The 22,224-nt window shown below is 61.8% G+C and carries 20 protein-coding genes and 1 tRNA gene; 13 read left to right on the top strand and 8 right to left on the bottom strand.

Annotation, left to right across the window (positions count from 1 at the left end; translation table 11 throughout):
• The first annotated feature begins 498 nt into the window (after positions 1-498).
• Positions 499-4,128 carry a vitamin B12-dependent ribonucleotide reductase gene (locus ACR0EF_RS06330; protein ID WP_170373324.1) on the top strand — a complete coding sequence of 1,210 codons (3,630 nt, stop codon included), beginning with the start codon at positions 499-501 and terminating at the stop codon, positions 4,126-4,128.
• Positions 4,129-4,669: 541 nt separating this feature from the next.
• Positions 4,670-4,915 carry an EF-hand domain-containing protein gene (locus tag ACR0EF_RS06325; RefSeq protein WP_093962168.1) on the top strand — a complete coding sequence of 82 codons (246 nt, stop codon included), beginning with the start codon at positions 4,670-4,672 and terminating at the stop codon, positions 4,913-4,915.
• A 51-nt stretch (positions 4,916-4,966) separates the two neighbouring features.
• On the opposite strand, the gene ACR0EF_RS06320 is transcribed toward ACR0EF_RS06325, so the two are convergent.
• Positions 4,967-6,511, bottom strand: a complete 1,545-nt coding sequence (locus tag ACR0EF_RS06320) for a trimethylamine methyltransferase family protein (RefSeq protein WP_170373325.1) — start codon at positions 6,509-6,511, stop codon at positions 4,967-4,969.
• A gap of 51 nt (positions 6,512-6,562) precedes the next feature.
• Positions 6,563-6,775 carry a hypothetical protein gene (locus tag ACR0EF_RS06315; RefSeq protein WP_217354749.1) on the bottom strand — a complete coding sequence of 71 codons (213 nt, stop codon included), beginning with the start codon at positions 6,773-6,775 and terminating at the stop codon, positions 6,563-6,565.
• Positions 6,776-6,925: 150 nt separating this feature from the next.
• On the opposite strand from ACR0EF_RS06315, the gene ACR0EF_RS06310 reads away from it, so the two are divergent.
• Complete coding sequence (locus tag ACR0EF_RS06310) at positions 6,926-7,444, top strand: outer membrane protein (protein WP_170367167.1); 519 nt, start codon at positions 6,926-6,928, stop codon at positions 7,442-7,444.
• A gap of 16 nt (positions 7,445-7,460) precedes the next feature.
• Here the strand turns inward: ACR0EF_RS06310 and ACR0EF_RS06305 are convergent, their stop codons facing one another.
• A complete protein-coding gene (locus tag ACR0EF_RS06305) occupies positions 7,461-8,648 on the bottom strand; it encodes a pyridoxal phosphate-dependent aminotransferase (RefSeq protein WP_170373326.1) in 1,188 nt (395 codons plus the stop codon).
• A gap of 265 nt (positions 8,649-8,913) precedes the next feature.
• Between ACR0EF_RS06305 and cysS the strand changes: the two genes are divergently transcribed.
• Genes cysS through ACR0EF_RS06290 form a run of 3 tightly spaced genes read left to right on the top strand, consistent with a single transcriptional unit; the run spans position 8,914 to position 12,724 of the window.
• The gene (gene cysS / locus ACR0EF_RS06300; protein WP_170373327.1) at positions 8,914-10,314 is read left to right on the top strand and encodes a cysteine--tRNA ligase; all 1,401 of its coding nucleotides are present in this window, start codon (positions 8,914-8,916) and stop codon (positions 10,312-10,314) included.
• A complete protein-coding gene (gene cimA / locus ACR0EF_RS06295; protein ID WP_170373328.1) occupies positions 10,311-11,945 on the top strand; it encodes a citramalate synthase in 1,635 nt (544 codons plus the stop codon). The genes cysS and cimA overlap by 4 nt, the downstream gene beginning before the upstream one ends.
• 2 nt (positions 11,946-11,947) lie before the next feature.
• Positions 11,948-12,724: a squalene/phytoene synthase family protein gene (locus ACR0EF_RS06290; protein WP_170373353.1), complete on the top strand. Its 777-nt coding sequence runs from the start codon at positions 11,948-11,950 to the stop codon at positions 12,722-12,724.
• Here the strand turns inward: ACR0EF_RS06290 and ACR0EF_RS06285 are convergent, their stop codons facing one another.
• Entirely contained in the window at positions 12,725-13,951 is a 1,227-nt protein-coding gene (locus ACR0EF_RS06285) for an MFS transporter (RefSeq protein ID WP_170373329.1), read from the bottom strand.
• A gap of 97 nt (positions 13,952-14,048) precedes the next feature.
• Between ACR0EF_RS06285 and ACR0EF_RS06280 the strand changes: the two genes are divergently transcribed.
• Complete coding sequence (locus tag ACR0EF_RS06280; RefSeq protein WP_170370515.1) at positions 14,049-14,681, top strand: DNA-3-methyladenine glycosylase family protein; 633 nt, start codon at positions 14,049-14,051, stop codon at positions 14,679-14,681.
• A complete protein-coding gene (locus ACR0EF_RS06275) occupies positions 14,678-15,343 on the top strand; it encodes an alpha/beta hydrolase (protein WP_170338468.1) in 666 nt (221 codons plus the stop codon). The genes ACR0EF_RS06280 and ACR0EF_RS06275 overlap by 4 nt, the downstream gene beginning before the upstream one ends.
• 10 nt (positions 15,344-15,353) lie before the next feature.
• Here the strand turns inward: ACR0EF_RS06275 and ACR0EF_RS06270 are convergent, their stop codons facing one another.
• Both ACR0EF_RS06270 and ACR0EF_RS06265 read right to left on the bottom strand, forming a co-directional pair.
• Positions 15,354-15,779, bottom strand: coding sequence for a VOC family protein (locus ACR0EF_RS06270; protein ID WP_170370514.1), 426 nt, complete (start codon positions 15,777-15,779; stop codon positions 15,354-15,356).
• A gap of 31 nt (positions 15,780-15,810) precedes the next feature.
• Positions 15,811-16,416, bottom strand: a complete 606-nt coding sequence (locus ACR0EF_RS06265; protein WP_170373330.1) for an rRNA large subunit pseudouridine synthase E — start codon at positions 16,414-16,416, stop codon at positions 15,811-15,813.
• Between the two features lie 213 nt (positions 16,417-16,629).
• Between ACR0EF_RS06265 and ACR0EF_RS06260 the strand changes: the two genes are divergently transcribed.
• A complete protein-coding gene (locus ACR0EF_RS06260; protein ID WP_093962158.1) occupies positions 16,630-17,217 on the top strand; it encodes an HNH endonuclease in 588 nt (195 codons plus the stop codon).
• Between the two features lie 2 nt (positions 17,218-17,219).
• On the opposite strand, the gene ACR0EF_RS06255 is transcribed toward ACR0EF_RS06260, so the two are convergent.
• Both ACR0EF_RS06255 and ACR0EF_RS06250 read right to left on the bottom strand, forming a co-directional pair.
• A complete protein-coding gene (locus tag ACR0EF_RS06255; protein ID WP_170373331.1) occupies positions 17,220-17,684 on the bottom strand; it encodes a disulfide bond formation protein B in 465 nt (154 codons plus the stop codon).
• Positions 17,681-18,259: a YqaA family protein gene (locus ACR0EF_RS06250; protein WP_093962156.1), complete on the bottom strand. Its 579-nt coding sequence runs from the start codon at positions 18,257-18,259 to the stop codon at positions 17,681-17,683. The genes ACR0EF_RS06255 and ACR0EF_RS06250 overlap by 4 nt, the downstream gene beginning before the upstream one ends.
• 143 nt (positions 18,260-18,402) lie before the next feature.
• Here ACR0EF_RS06250 and ACR0EF_RS06245 point away from each other — a divergent pair.
• From ACR0EF_RS06245 to ACR0EF_RS06230, 4 genes are all read left to right on the top strand, one after another.
• Positions 18,403-18,488 (top strand) — tRNA-Leu (locus ACR0EF_RS06245).
• A gap of 575 nt (positions 18,489-19,063) precedes the next feature.
• Entirely contained in the window at positions 19,064-20,482 is a 1,419-nt protein-coding gene (locus tag ACR0EF_RS06240) for a UbiA family prenyltransferase (RefSeq protein ID WP_170370513.1), read from the top strand.
• Positions 20,483-20,493: 11 nt separating this feature from the next.
• The gene (locus ACR0EF_RS06235; protein WP_254437671.1) at positions 20,494-20,901 is read left to right on the top strand and encodes a GtrA family protein; all 408 of its coding nucleotides are present in this window, start codon (positions 20,494-20,496) and stop codon (positions 20,899-20,901) included.
• Positions 20,898-22,223 carry an FAD-binding oxidoreductase gene (locus ACR0EF_RS06230; protein ID WP_170370512.1) on the top strand — a complete coding sequence of 442 codons (1,326 nt, stop codon included), beginning with the start codon at positions 20,898-20,900 and terminating at the stop codon, positions 22,221-22,223. Before ACR0EF_RS06235 ends, ACR0EF_RS06230 begins: the two co-directional genes overlap by 4 nt.
• The last annotated feature ends 1 nt before the right edge of the window (position 22,224 follow it).

Below are 22,224 nucleotides of genomic sequence, written 5' to 3'. Positions count from 1 at the left end.
GTGATGCGCCGCGTTGCGCTGCCACGAAGATTGGTGATTCTCCTCACAGTATGGGGCACGGGCGGGCAGGTGACCATTTTCTCGTAACCGGGCCGGGAAAAAAGAAAATCCGATTTGACCGATCTACACGGTTTTGTGGACAGCGTTGTGGAGGAATCGGCGCGTTCTGCCTTGGCCCATCCTGCGGTTTTGCGGTCAACAGAAAAGTTTTGGTTCGGAGCCAAAAAATGCCGTTGACCAACTATGGGTAGATACGCCAGATTGTATGGGCCGAGTGAGTTGCCACTAAATCTGGTAGGAATAGCCAGAGTTGGCATAGGGCGAGGGTCGGAAAGCACTCCAAACTGACGTGCGACCGTGCAAACGGGTTTGCGCTGCCAAAGGCAGCGCCCGGTCCTCTGCGTCCCTGATCGGCGGTCAAGGCGGGCGGCACCCCGCCACAAAACGGAATTGGTGCCGGACAACCGAATTTGGGCTGATTGATCTAGGGCGGCGGACATGAAGATTGAAAGAACATTTACCAAGGCAGGGCAAGACGCATACGCAGAGTTGGACTTCGTGTCCGTCACGTCCGAGATCCGCAATCCGGATGGAACGATCGTGTTCCGCCTTGATAACATCGAGGTCCCCTCTCGGTGGAGCCAGGTCGCCAGCGACGTGATCGCTCAGAAGTATTTCCGCAAGGCCGGCGTTCCCAGCAAACTGAAAAAAGTCCGTGAGAAGGACGTGCCCGAGTTTCTGTGGCGCTCGGTTCCGGCCGACGATGCCGAATTTGGTGGCGAAACGTCTTCGAAGCAGGTTTTTGACCGCCTCGCGGGTGCCTGGGCCTATTGGGGCTGGAAGGGCGGTTACTTCTCGACCGAGGAGGATGCGCGCGCCTATTTCGACGAGATGCGTTACATGCTGGCGACGCAGCGTGCCGCGCCGAACAGCCCGCAATGGTTCAACACCGGTCTGCACTGGGCCTATGGAATCGACGGCCCGGCCCAAGGGCACCACTATGTGGACTACAAGACCGGCAAGCTGACCAAGTCGAAATCGGCCTATGAACATCCGCAGCCGCATGCGTGCTTCATCCAGTCGGTCGATGACGACCTGGTGAACGAAGGCGGCATCATGGATCTATGGGTGCGCGAGGCGCGCCTGTTCAAATACGGCTCGGGTACCGGGACCAACTTCAGCCATCTGCGTGCAGAAGGCGAAGCGCTGTCGGGTGGCGGCAAGTCCTCGGGCCTCATGGGCTTTCTCAAGATCGGCGACCGCGCCGCTGGCGCGATCAAATCAGGCGGGACAACCCGTCGGGCAGCAAAGATGGTGATCGTCGATGCAGATCACCCTGACATCGAGCAATTCATCGAATGGAAGGTGATCGAAGAGCAGAAGGTGGCCTCGATCGTTGCCGGATCGAAGATGCACGAGAAGATGCTGAACGGCATTTTCGAGGCCATCCGCGCTTGGGACGGCGCGCAAGCGGATGCCTATGATCCCAAGAAGAACGACGCCTTGAAGACGGCGATCCGAGAGGCGAAAAAGGTCGCGATCCCCGAGACTTACATCAAGCGTGTGCTGGACTACGCCAAGCAGGGCCACGACAGCATCGAGTTCCCGACCTATGACACCGACTGGGACTCCGAGGCCTACAGCTCGGTCTCGGGGCAGAACTCGAACAACTCGATCCGTGTGACCAATGCCTTCCTGAAGGCGGTCGAGAAAGATGCCGATTGGGAGTTGATCAACCGTACCGACGGCAAGGTTGCCCGCACGGTCAAAGCACGCGATCTGTGGGAAAAAGTCGGCCACGCGGCCTGGGCCTGCGCCGATCCGGGCATTCAATTCCACGACACGGTCAACGAATGGCACACTTGCCCCGAAGACGGCGAGATTCGTGGCTCGAACCCGTGCTCGGAATACATGTTCCTGGATGACACGGCCTGCAACCTGGCCTCGATGAACCTGCTGACCTTCCTGAAGGATGGCGAGTTCCAGGCGGCCGATTACATGCACGCGGCCCGTCTGTGGACGCTGACGCTCGAGATCTCGGTGACGATGGCGCAGTTTCCGTCGAAAGAGATCGCACAACTGTCCTACGATTTCCGCACGCTGGGTCTGGGCTATGCCAACATTGGCGGATTGCTGATGAACATGGGCTATGGCTACGACTCGGACGAGGGTCGTGCGATCTGCGGCGCGCTGACTGCGATCATGACCGGCGTTGCCTACGCCACCTCGGCCGAGATCGCCGGAGAGCTGGGGCCGTTCGTGGGCTACAAGCGCAACGCCGAGCACATGCTGCGGGTCATCCGCAACCACCGTCGCGCTGCCCAGGGTGTGACCGAGGGCTATGAGAAGCTGTCGGTCAAGCCGGTGCCGCTGGATCACGCCAACTGTCCGGACAAACGCCTGATCGATCTGGCCATGAGCGCCTGGGATGAAGCGTTGAGCTTGGGCGAGAAGAACGGCTATCGCAACGCGCAGGCCACGGTGATTGCGCCGACCGGCACGATCGGTCTGGTGATGGACTGTGACACCACCGGGATCGAGCCCGACTTTGCGCTGGTGAAGTTCAAGAAACTGGCCGGGGGCGGCTACTTCAAGATCATCAACCGCTCGGTGCCGTCGGCGCTGGAGAAGCTGGGCTACTCTTCGGCACAGATCGAGGAGATCGTGTCCTACGCGGTGGGTCATGGCACCATCGGCAACGCGCCGGGGATCAACCACACCTCGCTGACCGGTCACGGTTTCGGCCCGAACGAGCTGGCCAAGATCGACGCCGCGCTGGAAAGCGCGTTCGACATCCGGTTCGTCTTCAACCAGTGGACGCTGGGCGAGGATTTCTGCACCGGTGTTCTGGGCATCCCGGCCAGCAAGCTGAACGATCCGACCTTTGACATGCTGCGCCATCTGGGCTTCAGCAAGGCGGATATCGATGCAGCCAACGACCATGTCTGCGGCACCATGACCCTGGAAGGGGCCCCGCATCTGAAGCCCGAGCACTACTCGATCTTCGACTGCGCCAACCCCTGCGGCAAGAAGGGCAAGCGGTTCCTGGGTGTTGACAGCCACATCACCATGATGGCTGCGGCGCAAAGCTTCATCTCGGGCGCGATCAGCAAGACGATCAACATGCCCAATGACGCCACGATCGAAGATTGCCAGAAGGCCTACGAGCTGTCCTGGAGCCTGGGCGTCAAGGCCAACGCGCTGTATCGCGACGGGTCCAAGCTCAGCCAGCCGCTGGCGGCGGCGCTGGTCGAGGATGACGACGAAGCGGCTGAAATCCTCGAAAGCGGCTCGATCCAGGAAAAGGCAGTGACTCTGGCCGAGAAGGTCGTCGAAAAGGTGGTGGTCAAAGAGATCATCCGCAGTCACCGCGAAAAGCTGCCGCATCGTCGCAAGGGTTATACCCAAAAGGCGATCGTGGGCGGGCACAAGGTCTATCTGCGCACCGGCGAATTCGAAGATGGGCAACTGGGCGAGATCTTCATCGACATGCACAAGGAAGGCGCTGGCTTCCGTGCGATGATGAACAACTTCGCCATCGCCGTCTCGGTCGGTCTGCAATATGGCGTGCCGCTGGAAGAGTTTGTCGACGCCTTCACCTTCACCAAGTTCGAACCCGCCGGGATGGTTCAAGGCAACGACTCGATCAAAAACGCGACGTCGATCCTCGACTACATCTTCCGCGAACTGGCCGTGTCGTACCTGGATCGCACCGACCTGGCGCATGTGAAGCCCGAGGGCGCAACATTCGACGACCTGGGTCGTGGCGAGGAAGAGGGTGTATCGAACGTCTCGGAGATCAGCGACAGCGCGGCTTCGAAATCCCTCGAGGTGCTGAAACAGATCAGCTCGACCGGTTATTTGCGCAAGCGTTTGCCGCAGGACCTGATGATGTTCAACGGCGCCGCCGGCGAAGCGACCGGACTGTCCGAAGCGGCCGTGACCTTTGAAACCAAGAGCGAAACCACTGTCGTCACCGAAACGGCCACCGGGATGGATGCCCGGACAAAAGCCAAAATGCAGGGATACGAGGGTGATCCTTGTGGCGAATGCGGAAACTACACGCTGGTGCGCAACGGCACCTGCATGAAATGCAACACCTGCGGGGCGACCAGCGGGTGTAGCTAAGGCAAACGCCCCGCCAGGCGGGGTGTAGGGACCTGGATTTCCCCCCGGACTTCCGGTCCCGACGAATTCGGAGCAGGGCAAAACCTGAGACTTACCCTAGGTTGCCCTGGTCCACTCGGCCGGCATGCCCGTGCTGGCCGGGAACAGGGTGGGGCGGAATATCGGTCCTTCCCACTCTCTCACGGGGCGGGTGCGCTCGTCCCATGTGCAGTCCAGGCCGCAGGCAAAAAAACACCGGGCGGTCAACGAATTGAGCCTGGACGGCAAAACTGACAGGGGGCTTCGGCCCCCTTTCTTTTTTGCGACTCGGTCAGGCTGAGCGGCGGATTGCCGGGAACAGGGGTACCGATGAGGGAAGTTGTGCCGATGCGCTGGCGGACGGCTTGGCGCAGCGAAAGCTTGCGAATCCAAATGGCCCAAACGGGCAGGGATTGGCGCGAATTGCGGGAAAATCTCTTCGGCCGATGACAGTGCGGCTGAGCGGGTGTTTTGTGTGCCTGTCCGGACAGACTACCACAAACCCCCTATCAGGAGACTGACAATGAACTCTCAGAAACTGGCCGTTCTGGCCGCAGTTGCCCTCGGGTTCCCTGCGCTTGCATTCGCGCAGAGCTCGGCTGACGCAAATGGCGACGGTGTTCTGACCATCGAAGAGGTTCAGGCCGTTGTGCCCGACATGGATGCCGATGCGTTCTCGCTTTTGGACGCGAATGGTGACGGCGCTTTGGATGAAGCCGAAATTGCAGCCGCGCAAGAAGCCGGTCTGCTGCCGCCCAGCAACGGTTAACAGCTTGAAGCACAAGGCAGCCCAGAGTGATCTGGGCTGCTTTTCAATTTGTTATGCAGGCAAGTGAATGTTGAACTTGCTTCTGAGTTCCGCATCCAGCGCCGGATCGAAACGCGCCGGAGACGGAGCGCCAAGGATCTCTTCTTTGCGTGCGGTGGCCTTTTCGACCAGGTCCGGCTTGCCCAGCTCGGCCCATTCCTTGGGCGAGGTCCGGTCGCCAAGCGCCGGATAGACATAGTCGGCCTGCATCCGGCTGAGTGTTGCGTCCGTTCCCAGGTAGTGACCCGGGCCACCGAGACAGACCGACGCGATCTGGTCCAGCGCCAGCGTGTCGTCCGTGACCTCGATTCCACGAACGCATCGCAGGGCCTGACCGATCAGATCGTCACCAAGGATCAGGCTTTCAAAGCAGAAACCCAACAGCGAAGCGTGCATGCCGGCTGCTTCGTAGACCATGTTCAGGCCGGACAGCCCGGCCATGACGTTGGAACACATCTGCTCCCATCCGGCTTGCATGTCGGGCAGTTTGGAGTCCGAAGCACCGGCTGCAGCGCCGCCGGGCAGGTCATAGAATTTGTGCATCTGGGCGCAGCCTGCCGTCAACAGGGCCTGCTCGCCAGACCCGACGCTCATCGCACCGGTCCTGAGATCAAGGCCAAAGGGCCAAGTGCCGAAAACCGCCGGAGCGCCCGGGCTTACGGCGTTTACATAAACCAGACCGGCCAAGCATTCCGCCGTAGCCTGGACAATCGCACCGGCCACCGTTGAGGGGGCCGTGGCGCCCGCCATCCCAGCGGATAGCAACAGGACCGGCATCCCCGCCTTGATGCATTCTTCCATCACTTGACAGCTCTCGGTCGCGAATTTCATCGGAGGCACGACAAAGCAGTTCGAGTTCGAGACGAAGGGCCGTTCACGCCATTTATCCTCGCCGCCAGCGATCATATGCAGCATTTCCATGGCCGGAGCTACATAGCTGGGGTCTGTGAAGGATGTTCCGATGTGTTTGTAAGTTCCGGAACAACAAGCATAAATCGTGTTCAGATCCATCTCGCGGTTGTCGGTGATATCACGGCATACCATGGGGCGCTGCACGAAATGGATATTGTCCAGTTGTTCGCAAATCCGCGCGGCATCGTGCAAGTCCTGCACAGTCGAGTCGCGGTAATTGCGGCCTTGGGCGTCGACCATGCTGACGGCTGCACCGGCGGTTCCATAATGAACACGTCCGCCGGACAGTTCGAGATCGGTTTTGCCGTCGCGGCTGTACAGCGTCACCGACCGGTTGGCGCGGGCGATCGCGTCCTCGACCAGTGCTCGGGGGAAACGGATGCGTCCGTCATCGCCCAGCGTACAGCCGGCATTGACAAGGTAATCGATCCCGCTGGGTGGCGCGTCGGCCAGACCGATGGTTTCGAGCGCATCGAGAGCGGCGGAGTGAATACGCTCCATGTCCTGTTGGCTGAGCGGTTTGTAGGTGCCGCCCTCAAGCCCCGGGCGGACGGGGCGCAGATGTTCGGGCAGGGCCGCGGCACGGGCGGCCCGACGGGCGGCGCGGCCGCCACTGCGGGACGTTGAGCGGGATTGGTCGTTCATGGTGAGGGTTCCAAATTGAAAGTCAGGTCAAAGGGGGGAAGCTTCAACCCGTCACGGCCGTCCTCGTGCCGCACGCCCCCGATCGGCACCGATGGTGCGGCTGATCAGGCAGATCTTCCAGATATCGTTTGGCATGTGGTCCTCAACTCCTGCGACGAATGGTGTCAGGGTCCGCGCAAGCAATCTGTCCTGTTTGCGACCGATGTCGCTTTTGGCCCCGAAAATTTGGAACTTCGATGAACGCCGCAGGAAATCCTCACGCAAGGGCGAAATATGTTATGCTTCCATTACTTATTGTTAAGATTTGCGTGACTTGAATTGATCTGACGGCACCAAAGCACATGTTTAATTGAGGTGCACATCACCGCATCTGTTGCAATCGCAAAGGGTGCTGAACAAAAACTGGAGGTCTGCATGAAACTGATCCGCGCCTTGCTGTCGGTCCTGCTGATTCCAGCGGCGCAGGTGGCGTTGGCCGAGGATTGGACCGGGCCTTATGCAGGGTTCACCTTCGGTTATACCGACGCGGACGGCCCCGGCGGCAGTGGGGGCAACTCGGGCAGCATCGGCGCGAATATCGGATACGATCTGGATCTGGGCAGCTTCGTCGTCGGGGGTGAGTTGGAATATGACCGGCTGAACCTCGACCTGGGCGCTTCGGAGGGCAGTTTGGACAGCGTATCCCGCGTGAAACTGCGCGGCGGGTACGAGTTCGGGCGCGCTTTGGGCTACGTCGTGGTGGGTGCCGCGCGGGCGAATACTTCGGGCGACAGCGACACGGCGGCCGTCTACGGGATCGGCGTAGCCTATCCTCTGGGCGACCGGCTGATCATCAGTGGCGAAGCCTTGCGGCAGAATTTCAACGATGTCACGCGGTCGCGCGGCGATCTGGATACCAACACCTTCAATCTGCGCACGACCTTCCGGTTCTGAGCGAAACCCGTCTCGGTCACTCGGCCGCTGTCTGACCCGCCAGCCGGGCGGCGAAATCGCACAGGGTCTGAAGGGCTGCGGCGAACCGTTCATCGTCGATGGTCATGGCCACGCGCACATGCCCTGCGGCGGCTTGGCCGAAGCTTTCTCCGGGCATGACCGCGATGGCGTGGGTGTCCAGCAGCGCATTTGCGAAGTCTTCGCCGCTTTGCCCGGTCGCGCGGATGTCCAGCATCAGATACATCGCGCCTTGAGCCGGGATCAGGCCAACGGTGTTCTGTCTGGCCAGAACCTGCATCGCCAAGGCGCGGCGGCGGCGGAAGGGGGCCGCAACCTCTTCCTCCAGTTCGTCCCCGGCGGTCAGCGCAAAGCTAGCAGCGTCCTGAATGAATCCCGGAACCCCGTAGGTGGTGTGCGTGGCAAGGTTGATCAGATGTTCGATGGCCTCTTCGGGGCCAACGATCCAGCCACAGCGCGACCCGGTCATGGCGTGGGATTTTGACATCGAGCCCACGACCAGGGTGCGGTCGGCCATACCGGGCAGGGCGCGGGGCGACAGGTGTGCGCCGTCCCAGACCTGCGTGTCATAGACCTCGTCCGAAATCAGCCAGATGTCGCGTTCGCGGCACAGATCGGCGATCTCGGTCAGAGTCTCGCGGGAATAGACGACCCCGGTCGGGTTGTTCGGCGTGTTGATCAACAGCGAAGCGGCACCCTCGGCCCGTTCGGCGATCAGGGTTGCGTCGGGTTGAAAGGCGTCCTCGGCCCGGGTCTGAACCGCGCGCGCGACAGCGTCCGCCCCGCGGATCGTGCCGGGATAGGTGGCGTAGAACGGATCGAGATAGAGGCCCACATCCCCCGGGTCGCACACGGCCATATGCGCGGCGAATAGCGCGGCCTGTCCGCCCGGGGTGATCAGCACGTTGTGGCGCGTGGTGGGAACGCCCGTCCGGGTCTGCACCCGCGCGGCCACGGTATCGCGCAGCAGATCGGTGCCCGGAACCATGGCGTATCCGGTATGGCCCGCGCGCGCCGACCGATCCATCTCGGCCAGGATCGAGGGGTGGGTTCGGATGTCATGCTCGCCGATGGTCAGCTCGGTCACGGCCTGGCCTTCGGCAATCATGCGGCGCGCACGATAGAACACGTCCCACCCGTCCGAACCGCCTCCGGTCAGATGTGTGATGCGGTGCGAAAGTTTCATGGCGCGCCTCCGTTGCAGCAAGTCCGCCGAATGGGTCAGAGCCGCGGTGATTTGTCAATCAGCTTCCCCGGTCGGCAACAGAAGTCTTGGCGTGCGGGACCGGGCGTGCTATGCGATGGGCCATGAACCGGAAGACCTGCATCATTATCTGCTGCATTCCCTGCTGAACTTTCACGCGGGCCGGTTTCTTTCGTTTTCTTCCCTGAGACAAGTTGCTAAGCCCGCGTCAACGCGCACGCTATTGCTGTATCCAGGAGCCAGACGCATGACGACGATCAAACTGCACAACACGCGGACCCGGACGAAGGAAGACTTCGTTCCGATCGATCCCGACAACGTGCGGATGTATGTCTGCGGACCCACCGTGTATGACCGGGCGCATCTGGGCAACGCGCGGCCTGTGGTGGTATTTGACGTGCTGTACCGTCTTCTGCGTCACGTCCACGGGCCCGAGCATGTGACCTATGTGCGCAACTTCACCGACGTCGATGACAAGATCAACGCGACGGCCTTGGCGCGCAAGCAGGCCGGGGCCGAAGGAACGCTCGAACAGTTGGTGCAGGAGCGGTCGGACGAGACGATCGGCTGGTACCTGCATGACATGGGCGCACTGGGGGCGCTGGAGCCCGACCAGATGCCGCGGGCCACGCGGTATATCGACCAGATGATCGCGATGATCGAGGACCTGATTGCCAAGGGGCACGCCTATGAGGCCGAGGAGCATGTTCTGTTCGCGGTGGACAGCTGGCGCGACGAGTATGGCAAGCTTTCGGGCCGGTCAGTCGATGACATGATCGCGGGCGCTCGGGTCGAGGTTGCGCCCTATAAAAAGAACCCGATGGATTTCGTGCTGTGGAAGCCCTCGGACGATGAACTGCCCGGTTGGGAGTCGCCCTGGGGCCGGGGGCGTCCGGGTTGGCATATCGAATGCTCGGCCATGAGCTATGAGTTGCTGGGCGAGAGTTTCGACATCCATGGCGGCGGCAATGACCTGATGTTCCCGCACCACGAAAACGAGATTGCCCAGAGCAAATGCGCCCATCCGCACGGCGAATTTGCGCGCTATTGGCTGCATAATGAGATGCTGCAAGTCGAAGGCAAGAAGATGTCCAAATCGCTGGGCAATTTCTTCACCGTGCATGACCTGCTGGATCAGGGCGTGCCGGGCGAGGTGATCCGGTTCGTCTTCCTGCAGACCCACTATCGCAAGCCGATGGACTGGACAGAAAAGAAGGCGCGCGAGGCCGAGGCCACGTTGCGCAAGTGGCGGGCGCTGACAGCGGGCATCGAACCCGCAGCCAGCGCGGCGCCCGCGGTGACCGAGGCGCTTGCCGATGACCTGAACACGGCGGGCGCCCTGGCCGAGCTGCATCGTCTGGCCTCGAACGGCGACGCCGCGACCTTGCTGGCCAGTGCGCGGATCCTGGGTCTGTTGGAGCCTGACATGGGGGCCTGGGCCGAAACCGACGGCGTGGATCTGTCGGCCCATGCCGACCGGCTGGCCCGTGTTCGGGCCGAGGCGATGCAGACCAAGGATTTCTCGGAAGTGGATCGGTTGAAGGCCGTCTATCTGGCGGCTGGTCTGGAAGTGCGGATGAGCAAGGACGGGGTCGAACTGGTGCCCGGCGCGGGCTTTGACGCCAGCAGGCTGGAGGCCGTGGAATGAGCAAAGAGCGCCTGTACCTCTATGACACCACGCTGCGCGACGGGCAGCAGACCCAAGGCGTTCAGTTCTCGACCGCCGAAAAGGTCCAGATCGCGCAGGCGCTGGATGCTTTGGGGGTGGATTATATCGAAGGCGGCTGGCCCGGTGCGAACCCCACCGACAGCGCGTTTTTCGACGCCGCGCCCAAGACGCGCGCCCGCCTGACCGCCTTTGGCATGACCAAGCGGGCCGGGCGCTCGGCCGAGAATGACGACGTGCTGGCCGCCGTCATGAACGCCGGCACGCGGGCGGTCTGTCTGGTGGGCAAGTCGCATGACTATCACGTGACCGACGCGCTGGGGATCTCGCTGGAGGAGAATGTCGAGAACGTCCGCGCCTCGGTCGCGCATATCGTGGCGCAGGGGCGCGAGGCGCTGTTCGATGCCGAGCATTTCTTTGACGGCTACAGGGACAACCCCGCCTATGCCATGCAGGTCTGCCAGGCGGCGCTGGAGGCCGGTGCCCGCTGGGTGGTGTTGTGCGACACCAATGGCGGCGCGCTGCCGGCCGAAGTGGGGCGGATCGTGTCCGAGCTGATCGCAGCGGGTTTTCCTGGCGACCGGCTGGGCATCCACACCCACAACGACACCGAAAATGCCGTGGCCTGTTCCCTGGCGGCCGTGGATGCCGGCGCGCGCCAGATCCAAGGCACGTTGAACGGGCTGGGTGAGCGCTGCGGCAACGCAAACCTGACCGCGCTGATCCCGACGCTGCTGTTGAAAGAACCCTATGCCTCGACCTTCGAGATCGGGGTCAGCCGCGACGCGCTGACCGGTCTGACCCGCATCAGCCGCATGCTGGACGACATCCTGAACCGGGTGCCCAGCAAACAGGCGGCCTATGTCGGCGCCTCGGCCTTTGCGCACAAGGCGGGGCTGCATGCCAGCGCGATCCTCAAGGACCCTTCGACCTATGAACATGTCGACCCGGCGACCGTTGGCAATGCGCGGATCATTCCGATGTCGAACCAGGCGGGGCAGTCGAACCTGCGCAAACGCCTGACCGAGGCCGGGTTGCAGGTAAAGCCGGGAGACCCGGAGCTGGGGCGCATCCTGGAACGGATCAAGGCGCGCGAGGCCGAGGGGTATTCCTATGACACCGCGCAGGCCAGTTTCGAGCTGTTGGCCCGCGATGAACTGGGCCAGCTGCCGCAATTCTTCGAGGTCAAGCGCTACAAGGTCACGGTCGAGCGGCGCAAGAACAAGTACAACCAGATGGTCAGCCTGTCCGAGGCGGTCGTCGTGGTGAAGGTGGACGGCGAGAAGAAGTTGTCGGTCAGTGAGTCGATGGACGAGAGCGGCAGCGACCGTGGCCCGGTGAACGCGCTGGCCAAGGCGCTGGCCAAGGATCTGGGGCAGTACTCGCCCATTCTGGACGATATGCACCTGGTGGACTTCAAGGTGCGCATCACCCAGGGCGGGACCGAGGCCGTGACCCGCGTCATCATCGACAGCGAAGACGGGCAGGGGCGGCGCTGGTCCACGGTAGGGGTCAGCGCGAACATCGTTGACGCCTCGTTCGAGGCTCTGCTGGAGGCCATCCAGTGGAAGCTGGTGCGCGATTGCAGCCCGCAATCGGTGGTGGCCGGGTGAGCGTGCCCTTCGACGACGACGTCAAGGCCTGCGCGGCGCTGGTCCACCGGGCCGACCCTGATCGGTTCATGGCCGCGATGGCGGCGCCGGTTCAGGCGCGGGCTGTGCTATTTCCCATCTATGCGATGAATATCGAGGTCGCCCGCGCGCCGTGGGTCACCCAAGAGCCGATGATCGCGGAAATGCGCCTGCAATGGTGGCGCGACGCGCTGCAGGAGATCGCTGAAGGACCCACGGTGCGGCGGCACGAGGTGGTCACGCCCCTGTCGCGCGTCCTGTCCCCGCATCTGGCGGCGATTCTGGATGAATATGTGGCCGTAAGGCGTTGGGATATCTACCGGGATCCGTTCGAGGATAAGGAACACTTCGAGGCATACCTGACCCACAGCGCGGGCTCGCTGATGGTCGCCTCGGCGCAAGCCCTGGGTGCCGCCGACGAAACGGTCCTGCGCGACTTTGGCTATGCGGTCGGTGTGGCGAACTGGTTTCGCGCCATCCCCGAGCTTGAAGCCCGCGGGCGCATTCCCCTGTTGGACGGGACGCCGAACGGGGTGCGCCAGTTGGCCGAGCGCGCGCTGGACAGGATGTCCGCGGCGCGAGCACGGCGCGCCGATGTTTCGGATCAGGCGCGCCCTGCGCTTTTTGTCGGCTGGCAGGCAGACCGTGTCCTGCGTCGTGTGCTGGCTGAGCCTGGTCGGGTCGCTGCTGGTGCGCTGGACGTGGGCGAAATCCGACGGCGCGTGTCACTGATCTGGACGGCTTCGACCGGACGGTGGTGATCAGGAGAGTTTGGCCTCGCGGGGCCTCAGCACCAGCCACAGCAGCGCGCCGCCCGCCAAGGTCAGCAGCGGCACCATCGCCAGGTTGACGGCGGTCCATCCCTCGACCGGGGATCCGCCCGAACAATTCATCAATCCGCCCGAGGCCAGCGACGCTATCGTCACGCCGCCGAACACCAGCAGGTCGTTCAGGCCCTGCACTCGGCCGCGTTCATGCACCTCGTGCTCGGCCGCCAGCATGCTGGTGGCGCCGATGAAGCCGAAGTTCCAGCCGATTCCAAGCAGCACGAGGGCTAGAAAGAAGTTCTCGATCTCAACGCCTTGTAGGGCCACAACGCCCGCGCCGCCCAAAATTGCCAACCCGATTGCGACCATCTTCTCGGCCCCGAACCGGGCGATCAGATGGCCGGTGAAGAAACTGGGAACATACATCGCCAGAACGTGGCTGGTGACCACATCCGCCGCATCACCTTCGGAGAAGCCGCAGCCGACGACCGCCAGCGGCGTCGAGGTCATCACCAGGTTCATCAGCGCGTATGAGACCATGGCACAGATGATGGCCACGGCGATGCGCGGGGTTTTCAGCAGCTCCAGCCGCGACCGGCCTTTGGGCGCATCCTGTGACGGGCGGTCGGGGGTCGGAATGTCCAGAAACAGGAACAGGACCGACCCGATGACGTTCACCGCGATCACCGCGAAATAGGTGCCCAGGAAGGGAATGACATAGGCCTGCGAGGTCAGTTTGACGATCTGCGGCCCGATGATGGCCGCAGCCAGACCGCCGGCCATGACATAAGAAATCGCCTTGGGCCGGAATGCGTCCGACGCGGTATCGGCGGCGGCAAAGCGATAGAAGCCATGTGCGCTCATGTAGATGCCGGTCAGCAGGCTGCCCAACAGGAACACGGGAAACGATCCCAGGTACAGGCCATAGGCGCCTACGGCGCCGCCCACCGCTCCGGCGGTGGCGCCGACGAGGAACCCAGCGCGGCGGCCCCAGCGCTGCATGATGGCCGAGACCGGCGTGGCCGCCAGCATCGAACCCAGAACGATCAGCGAAATCGGCAGCGTGGCGAGGCAAGCGTTGCTGGCCAGCGACTGGCCCGCCAATCCGCCGACGATGAAGATCATCGGCATCTGCGCGCCCAGAATCGCTTGGGCCGCCACCAGAACGGCAACATTCCGTTTGGCGCGGGTATCGTCGGGGGCGGTGCTGGTCATCGTCATGCGCAAATGGGTATCGGCGAACCGGCGGACATACAAGCGGGTTGCATATGCGACAAAGCAGCCTAACCTGCGCCCCGAACCGCCACCCGGAGCCGCCATGACCGTTGGTCGAATTATCGAGACACCAGAATGCGTTGCGGAAGGGGCCGAGTGGCTTTCTGACGCCTGTCCGCGCATGGCGCACGCAATCGAACTGACCAGCCCGTTGCCCTTGCGCCGTCGGCCCGACGGCTTCGCGCAACTGCTCAGCGCCATCGTCAGCCAGCAGGTCAGCGTGGCCTCGGCCAACGCGATCTGGAGGCGGATGCAGCAGGCGGGCCTGACCGGGCCGCGCAAGATCAAATGGGCCACCGACGACGATCTGCGTGCAGTGGGGCTGAGCCGCCAGAAGATCCGGTATGCCCGGGCGCTGGCCGAGGCGCGGATCGATTACAAGGCCCTGCGCGAGGCGCCCGATGACGTGGTCATTGCGGCCCTGACACAGGTGCCGGGCATCGGGGTTTGGACGGCCGAGATCTATGCCATGTTCTCGCTGGGGCGGGCGGATGTGATCGCGCCGGGCGATCTGGCCCTGCAGGAGGCCGCGCGGATGCTGTACGGCCTGCCGGATCGGCCGACCGACAAGGCGCTGCGGCAAATGGCCGAGGCGTGGTCGCCGTGGCGGTCGGTTGCAGCCCGGGTTCTGTGGGCCTATTACCGCGTGGCCAAGGATAGGGAAGGGATCAGATGACACGGGTTTTGAACGCGCTCCGCAAAGAGCCGGTTTCGGGCGACACGCGCTCGGTCGTGGTGTTCGTGCACGGCTATGGCGCCAACGGGGCCGATCTGCTGGGGCTTGCGGATGTTCTGGGCGAACACCTGCCCGACACGCTGTTCGTGGCCCCTGACGCACCCGAGCAGATCCCCGGCATGCCCAACGGGTATCAGTGGTTTCCGATCCCGTGGATCGACGGCTCGTCCGAGGAAGAGGCTCGGCGCGGCATGGAAATGGCGGTCGAGGATTTCAACGCCTTTCTCGATGCCCTGATGGTGGACGAGGACGTGCTGCCCGAGCAGGTGGTGCTGTTCGGCTTTTCCCAGGGCAGCATGATGAGCCTGCACGTGGCTCCGCGCCGCGAAGATCCGGTGGCCGGCGTGATCGCGTTTTCCGGCCGCCTGCTGGAGCCGGACCTGCTGGCCGACGAGGTGGTCAGCCGGATGCCTGTACTGCTGGTTCATGGAGATGCCGATGACGTGGTGCCGCCGCAATCGCTGCCCGAGGCCGCCGAGGCCCTGCAGCGCGCAGGCTTCAAGGAGGTCTTTGCTCATGTCATGAAGGGCACCGGCCACGGTATCGCGCCCGACGGGCTGGGCGTCGCCTTGGCCTTCATGCGCGACAAGCTGAGCCTGTGACGCGGCAGGGTCACCCCCACAGGTGACCCTCGGCAAACTCCACCGAATTTCCGGCCGGGTCGCGCACATAGAGCGATCGTGCCCCGTTGGGCCAGTCAAACTCGGCCTCGACCGGGACGTTCCAGTTCAGCAGATGCTTGCGCATCGACGCGATCTGGTCGCGCGTCAGGATCAGGCACACATGCCCCGGACCGCGTGCGCCATGCGGCGGCACCGGCAGGTCAGGGTTGGTCGGGGGCTGTTCCGTCTGGTCCGGGTTGAACAACAGCAACACCGAGGCGCCGACCCGAAAGAACACATGCCGACCTTTGACGCGCTGAATGCGTTCCAAGCCCAGTACCTCGCCATAGAACCGTTCGGCGGCGTCCAGATCATCGACATACAGCGCGGCCTCGAGAATGCCCGAAGGCGACGGGATTCCGGCTGCTACTTTCATGGAGATATGATAGCGGAAATCGCCGAAAAAGTCACCGCCGCGGTCGCCGGTCCCGCTTGCGTTGGGGGGCGGTTTCCAGAACGGGCATCGGCAAGCTGTCCCAGCTGCCGGGTGCGAGATCGTCCAGTGTCCAGTCTCCGATCTGGGCGCGGATCAGGCGCAGGGTGGGGTGGCCCACGGCGGCCGTCATGCGGCGCACCTGCCGGTTGCGCCCCTCGCGCAGGGTCAGTTCCAGCCAGCAGTCCGGCACCGTCTTGCGTTCGCGGATTGGCGGCGTGCGTGGCCACAGGCTTTGGGGTTCGTCGATCAGCCGCGCCTTGGCTGGGCGGGTCATGCCGTCATTCAACTCGACCCCGTCGCGCAGGGCCCGAATGGCCGCCGCATCCGGGATTCCCTCGACCTGGACCCAGTAGGTTTTGGGCATCTTGTGCTTGGGGTCAGAGATCTGGGATTGCAGCCGCCCATTGTCGGTCAGCAGCATCAGCCCCTCGCTGTCACGGTCCAGCCGCCCGGCCGGATAGACCCCCGGCAGGTCGATGAAATCCGACAGGGTGCTGCGGGGCGACTCGGCATTTTGCCGGTCGGTGAACTGCGGCAGCACGTCAAAGGGTTTGTTGAAGCGGATGAACCATGACATGAGCTCCGCCATACTCTCAGTTCCGGACCTGCGCAAGCTGTGGATAATTGTCACGGGATTGTTACGGATTCCGAATAGTCCGTTACCGAGATGTTGTGGAAAAACAGGACTTGTCAGAGTTTTAACACGATATATAGTTAAGTTAAGACCGGGGCGGGTGCTCCCCGCTCTGGTGTCCCATACAGGCAGCCGAGAGCGAGGAGCGATTCAGCCATGGACGGAGATTTCAGGACCGAATTTGTCAGGGAGCCAGGTGCCCTCAAGCACCATCCGGCATTGGTTTTGAACGCCGATTATCGCCCGCTTTCCTACTATCCGCTGTCGCTGTGGCCCTGGCAGGAGGCGATAAAGGCCGCCTGGCTGGACCGGGTCGATATCGTCGCCGAGTATGACGAAGTGGTCCGCAGCCCGAGTACGGTGATCCGAATACCGTCGGTGGTTGTCCTGAAAGACTATGTGAAACCCAGAAAGCGCGTGGCCTTCACGCGCTTTAATTTATTTCTGAGGGATGAATTCCGCTGCCAGTACTGCGGCAGCCGGGGCGAACTGACTTTCGACCATGTCGTGCCGCGTGCAGCAGGGGGTGTCACAAGTTGGCAGAACGTGGTGGCCGCCTGCAGTCCATGCAATCTGCGCAAGGGGTCGAAATCGCTGCGTCAGGCGGGGATGAGCCTGCGCAAGCCGCCTCGGCAGCCTGACGCCAGTATGCTGCAGAATATCGGACGGAAGTTTCCGCCGAACCACCTGCACGAAAGCTGGATCGACTTTCTGTATTGGGATGCGGAACTGGACGCCCAGTAGGATCAGCGCACGCGCCAGGCGGCCAGCCACACCAGAACCAGACCTGCGGACAGCAGTGCGTTCCACCCAGCCATGGACAGCCCGAACATTTCCCACGGGATATCATCGCACCGTACCAACGGGGCGGCCATGATCTGCTCCATCAGCTCCTCGGCGGACAGGCCGCTGATACTGCCGGATGTGCAACTGGACGGACCTTCCCACAGGCCGCGCTCGACCCCGGCGTGATAGACGCCGATGCCGGACGTGGCGGCGGCGGCGGCTGCGCCGAGGAGGGGCAGCAGGCGAACGCCCGGAAATGCAAAAGCCAGCACGCCGAGCAGCACAGCCGCACCATGAGGGTAGCGCTGCCAGATGCACAATTTACACGGGGCCATGCCGCCCAGATACTGGAACCCCCAAGCCGCAAGAAGCAATGCTGCAGACCCACCCGCGGCCAGCAAAATGAGTGTCCGTTTCCGCGTCATATGTATTTCACCACCAGAAATCCGCCGATCAGAAGAATGATGAACAAGGTGAACATCAGCCCAAGCCGCTTTTCGATGAAGTCCCGGATAGGCTCGCCAAAGCCCCAAAGCAACCCGGCGACGATGTAGAACCGCAAAGCGCGGGCGAGAATCGAAGTGGCGATGAAAGTTCCCAGCGGCATTCCCGTCCAACCGGACATGATCGTGATGACCTTGTACGGGAAAGGCGTGACACCGGCGGTCAGAACGGCCCAGAACCCGAAATCGTTGAACCTCTGGTTGAATTCCTGCATCGCGTGACCCTTGCCCATCGCTTCGAGGATGGGTTGTCCGATGCTGTCGTAGAAAAACGCGCCGATTGCGTATCCCAAAAGCCCGCCCAGGACCGAAAAAACCAGCGCAACGGTGGCAATCAGCCATGCCCGCGATGGGCGCGCCAGAATCATTGGGATCATCAGCACGTCGGGTGGAATCGGAAAGACCGAGCTTTCGATGAATGCCACAAATGCCAACACCCACAGGGCGTGTGGGTGGTCGGCCAGTCGGATCGTCCGATCATAAAGCGATTGCAGCATCAGCGCGAGTTCCCAAGCTTTGTCATGACGAGGCAAACCACGCGCCCGACGGGGCGTCAACCGATCTGTCTCGGGCTGATCGTCGATTGACCGATTTTTGCCTCTGGACCTTCGGCCAGATGGGCGGTAATTCAATGCGCGTGGCCCAAGTGGCGGAATGGTAGACGCAGGGGATTCAAAATCCCCCGCCTTCACGGGCGTGAGAGTTCGAGTCTCTCCTTGGGCACCACCACCGCACCCGTTTTGGTATAGTGTTCAGGGCATTTGCTCTGTCAAAGCTCGCGTGCTCGGCTGGCTGCACCTCAAGCATCCAGCCTCGAATTGGTGCGACGAAACTGCACGCGGAACAGTGGGATCCGGACCGTTGTCTGATGCGGTATCAGGTGCGGCGGTAGAGTTTCCAAATCGTCAACTATAGTCAGCGCAGGGGTCGTCTGTGTCTCCGTTGCACGGTGTCTCTGGCAGCGTATCCGCGCGTGACTGGGCGCTGAAGTGGGCGCATTCCAGAGTGACGTGATCCTTGAAGCTCGCGCAATATGAATACGGCCGCTTTGGGTGCGGAGCCGTCAAACACTTGAAAGAACGCGATTATGGTACAGCGTCACTGGGATAGGCCGTGACGCCATCATTTGGCCATAGAAATTGGTGAAACAAAGAGCCGTGACAGGCACTGACGTGATATCGAAGCAGGCTATGACGAGAAAGGTTGGCGGGCACGGCTGTGCAGTTGCCATGCCTTTTGAGCTTTGCAATAACGGACCTCATAGTTCCCCGTCCCGGGTAATGATTATAGTTGGTTGATTTATGTGCAAAATCCTTGTGGTAGATCTGGATGGCACTCTTTTGAAGAGTGACATGCTGTACGAAAGCTTTTGGTCGGCTTTCGGACGGAACTGGCGCAGCCCGTTTCACTCCGCCGCGGCTCTGTTGGGTGGACGCGCTTCTTTGAAACGTTACCTGGCCGAAGAGGCCGAAATTGACGTCACCTCGTTGCCTTATGATCCCAAGGTGGTGGAGTACGTCGAGAAATGGCGCGCTGATGGCGGCAAGACCGCCCTTGTGACGGCCTCGGATGAAGGCATTGCCCAAAGCATCGGAGCCCATCTGGGTATTTTCGACGAGGTTTATGGTTCCGACGGGTCGCTGAACCTGAAAGGTGAAAACAAGGCCGAGTTTCTGGACGAACGCTTTGGTCCGGGCGGATACGCCTATATGGGCGATTCCTACGCCGACCTTGCGGTGTGGCGAAGGGCCAATCTGGCGGTTTCCGTGAACGCGGGGCTGGGACTGGCGAAACAAGCGGAAGCGGTCGCACCCAAGGTCGAGCATCTGCACACACACGAAGTGACCGCCCGGTCCTATCTCAAGGCGCTGCGTCCGCATCAATGGATGAAGAACCTGCTGGTCTTTTTGCCGATGCTGGCGGCCCATCAACTGACGGGGCAGGTGTTTTGGTTGTCGTTGCTGGCTTTCATATCGTTCAGCCTGATCGCATCCAGTGTCTATGTTCTGAATGACTTGCTGGACCTTGCAGCAGATCGGGCGCATCCGCGCAAACGCGCGCGGCCGTTTGCTTCGGGCAGCATTCCGATTTCGTCCGGAACGTGGATGGCTGCCGGTTTGCTGATTTCAGGCTCGGTCATTGCAGCCACGGTCGGGCTGGAGTTTTTCCTGGTGATGGTGGCGTATTATGCACTGACGACCGGGTATTCATTGTATCTAAAGCGCCAGTTGGTCATCGACATCTGTGTCTTGGCCGGCCTTTACACGACCCGGATCGTGGCGGGTGGAGCGGCAACAAGGTTGGAGCTTTCGGTGTGGCTCCTGGCATTTTCGATGTTTCTGTTCCTGTCGCTTGCGGCGGTCAAAAGGCAGGCCGAGTTGGTGGACTATGCGGCACGCGGTAAATTGTCGGCAACCGGGCGCGGCTATCACGTGGATGACCTTCCGATTATCTCCATGATCGCCGTCAGTGCGGGTTATGTCGCCGTTCTGGTGATGGCGCTCTATGTCAGCTCGCCGGCGGTGGTGCAGCTCTACTCCTACCCGCAAGCCCTATGGGGCGTGTGTGCTGTCCTGCTGTTCTGGATCACCCGGACCGTCATGATTACGCATCGTGGCAACATGCACGATGATCCCGTGATCTACGCGGCCAAGGACCCTGTCAGCCTGCTTTGCTTTGCCATAATTCTGCTGTTCGTTGTCGCGGGGTCAATGCTGTGACGGTTCAGGGATTGATTCTGCGCTATTCCGCCTTTGCCATCGTGGCGATGGCCTTGAACCTGGCTGCGCAGCGCGCAGTCCTGTCGCTTGGCGAGGGTGGCTGGTACTTCGCGGCTGCAGTGTTTGCGGGTACTCTTGTCGGACTTTTGGTCAAATATACCCTCGACAAGCACTGGATTTTCTATGACCGGCAGACGGGACTGAAGGCCCACGGTCAGAAATTTTCGCTTTATACAGCGATGGGTGTGGTCACCACCGCAATATTTTGGGGCACCGAGACGGCCTTTTGGGTGGTTTGGAAAACCGATCTCATGCGCGAGGTTGGCGCGGTTATCGGGCTGACAGTGGGTTACGTGATCAAGTACCATCTGGATAAGCGCTTCGTATTCAACACCGGCGCGGCGGAGGCGCGGGCATGAGGCTTTCCGGCTGGGGCAGGTACCCCGTTCTTGAGACCAGAGTGATCGCGCCGCGCAGCGTCGAAAGCCTTCGATCGGTCGTGCGGGAAGGACCAGATGTGATCGCGCGCGGCAATGGGCGCGCCTATGGGGACAGCGCAATTGGCCTCACGACAACCGTACATACCCGGCATCTGAACAGGATGGTGTCCTTCGACAACCAGACCGGAGTGCTGGTTGCCGAGGCGGGGGTTCTGCTGGGCGACGTGATCGCAGCGTTTCTGCCTCGGGGTTGGTTTCCGATCGTTACACCGGGCACCAAATTCGTCACGATCGGCGGTGCCATCGCCGCAGATGTTCATGGCAAGAACCACCACCGTGTCGGTAGTTTCCGCCATTGCGTCGAATGGGTTGAGGTCATGGGCGATGACGGGGAGATCACCCGATGCAGCCGCGCGTCGAACAGCGCATTGTTCGATCACACCTTGGGCGGCATGGGCCTTACCGGGATCATCGTGCGGGCGGCGGTTCGGTTGCAGCCGGTCGAGTCAGGTTGGATCAAGCAAAAGACCATAGCCGCTCCCAGCCTTCAGGATGCGATGAATGCATTCGAGGCCGCACAGGATGCAACATACTCGGTCGCGTGGATCGACTGCTTGTCCACAGGCCGAAACCTGGGGCGGTCTCTGGTGATGCTGGGGGAACACGCTGCGGTCTCGGACCTGCCGGGGCGGTATGCCCGGCGACCCCTGATCTGCCCGACCAAGCGCAAAAAATCCGTTCCGATGGATCTGCCGTCGTTTGCCTTGAACCGCCATACGGTTCGGGCATTCAACGCCGGTTACTACTGGATGGGGGTTCGAAACGGCGATACCAAGCTGGTGAACTGGGATACGTTCTTTTATCCGCTGGACGCCATATTGGGATGGAACCGTATCTACGGTCGCAGCGGCTTTGCCCAGTTTCAATGCGCGTTGCCTATCCACCGTTCACGCGCCGGTCTGACCGAGCTTTTGCAAGCTATCGCTGGCAAAGGCATGGGTTCGTTTTTGTCCGTGCTGAAACGGTTCGGTCCACAGGACAGTCCGTTTTCCTTCCCCATGGAGGGATACACGCTGGCGCTTGATTTCCCGATTTCCGACAAAACGCTCATCCTCATGGACAAGCTGGATCGGATTACTCTGGAACATGGTGGACGGTTCTACCTGGCCAAAGACAGCAGAATGTCGGCCAATACTTTGAACAGATCAGACGATCGCGTGACCCGATTCCGCGAGGCGCGCAACGTCAATGGGTGGCGGGACCGGTTCCGCTCGGCCCAGTCAGAAAGGCTTGAAATATGAC

The organism is Ruegeria sp. CG8 (assembly GCF_056537165.1).
The sequence above is the reverse complement of the archived record's forward strand: the minus strand, read 5'-3'. Positions and strand labels throughout refer to the sequence as shown.

Coding starts and splice junctions, on each gene's coding strand:
- ACR0EF_RS06330 (WP_170373324.1), top strand. CDS start 499: ATGAAGATTGAAAGAACATTTACCAAGGCAGGGCAAGACGCATACGCA.
- ACR0EF_RS06325 (WP_093962168.1), top strand. CDS start 4,670: ATGAACTCTCAGAAACTGGCCGTTCTGGCCGCAGTTGCCCTCGGGTTC.
- ACR0EF_RS06320 (WP_170373325.1), bottom strand. CDS start 6,511: ATGAACGACCAATCCCGCTCAACGTCCCGCAGTGGCGGCCGCGCCGCC.
- ACR0EF_RS06310 (WP_170367167.1), top strand. CDS start 6,926: ATGAAACTGATCCGCGCCTTGCTGTCGGTCCTGCTGATTCCAGCGGCG.
- ACR0EF_RS06305 (WP_170373326.1), bottom strand. CDS start 8,648: ATGAAACTTTCGCACCGCATCACACATCTGACCGGAGGCGGTTCGGAC.
- cysS (WP_170373327.1), top strand. CDS start 8,914: ATGACGACGATCAAACTGCACAACACGCGGACCCGGACGAAGGAAGAC.
- cimA (WP_170373328.1), top strand. CDS start 10,311: ATGAGCAAAGAGCGCCTGTACCTCTATGACACCACGCTGCGCGACGGG.
- ACR0EF_RS06285 (WP_170373329.1), bottom strand. CDS start 13,951: ATGACGATGACCAGCACCGCCCCCGACGATACCCGCGCCAAACGGAAT.
- ACR0EF_RS06280 (WP_170370515.1), top strand. CDS start 14,049: ATGACCGTTGGTCGAATTATCGAGACACCAGAATGCGTTGCGGAAGGG.
- ACR0EF_RS06275 (WP_170338468.1), top strand. CDS start 14,678: ATGACACGGGTTTTGAACGCGCTCCGCAAAGAGCCGGTTTCGGGCGAC.
- ACR0EF_RS06270 (WP_170370514.1), bottom strand. CDS start 15,779: ATGAAAGTAGCAGCCGGAATCCCGTCGCCTTCGGGCATTCTCGAGGCC.
- ACR0EF_RS06265 (WP_170373330.1), bottom strand. CDS start 16,416: ATGTCATGGTTCATCCGCTTCAACAAACCCTTTGACGTGCTGCCGCAG.
- ACR0EF_RS06260 (WP_093962158.1), top strand. CDS start 16,630: ATGGACGGAGATTTCAGGACCGAATTTGTCAGGGAGCCAGGTGCCCTC.
- ACR0EF_RS06255 (WP_170373331.1), bottom strand. CDS start 17,684: ATGACGCGGAAACGGACACTCATTTTGCTGGCCGCGGGTGGGTCTGCA.
- ACR0EF_RS06250 (WP_093962156.1), bottom strand. CDS start 18,259: ATGCTGCAATCGCTTTATGATCGGACGATCCGACTGGCCGACCACCCA.
- ACR0EF_RS06240 (WP_170370513.1), top strand. CDS start 19,064: ATGTGCAAAATCCTTGTGGTAGATCTGGATGGCACTCTTTTGAAGAGT.
- ACR0EF_RS06230 (WP_170370512.1), top strand. CDS start 20,898: ATGAGGCTTTCCGGCTGGGGCAGGTACCCCGTTCTTGAGACCAGAGTG.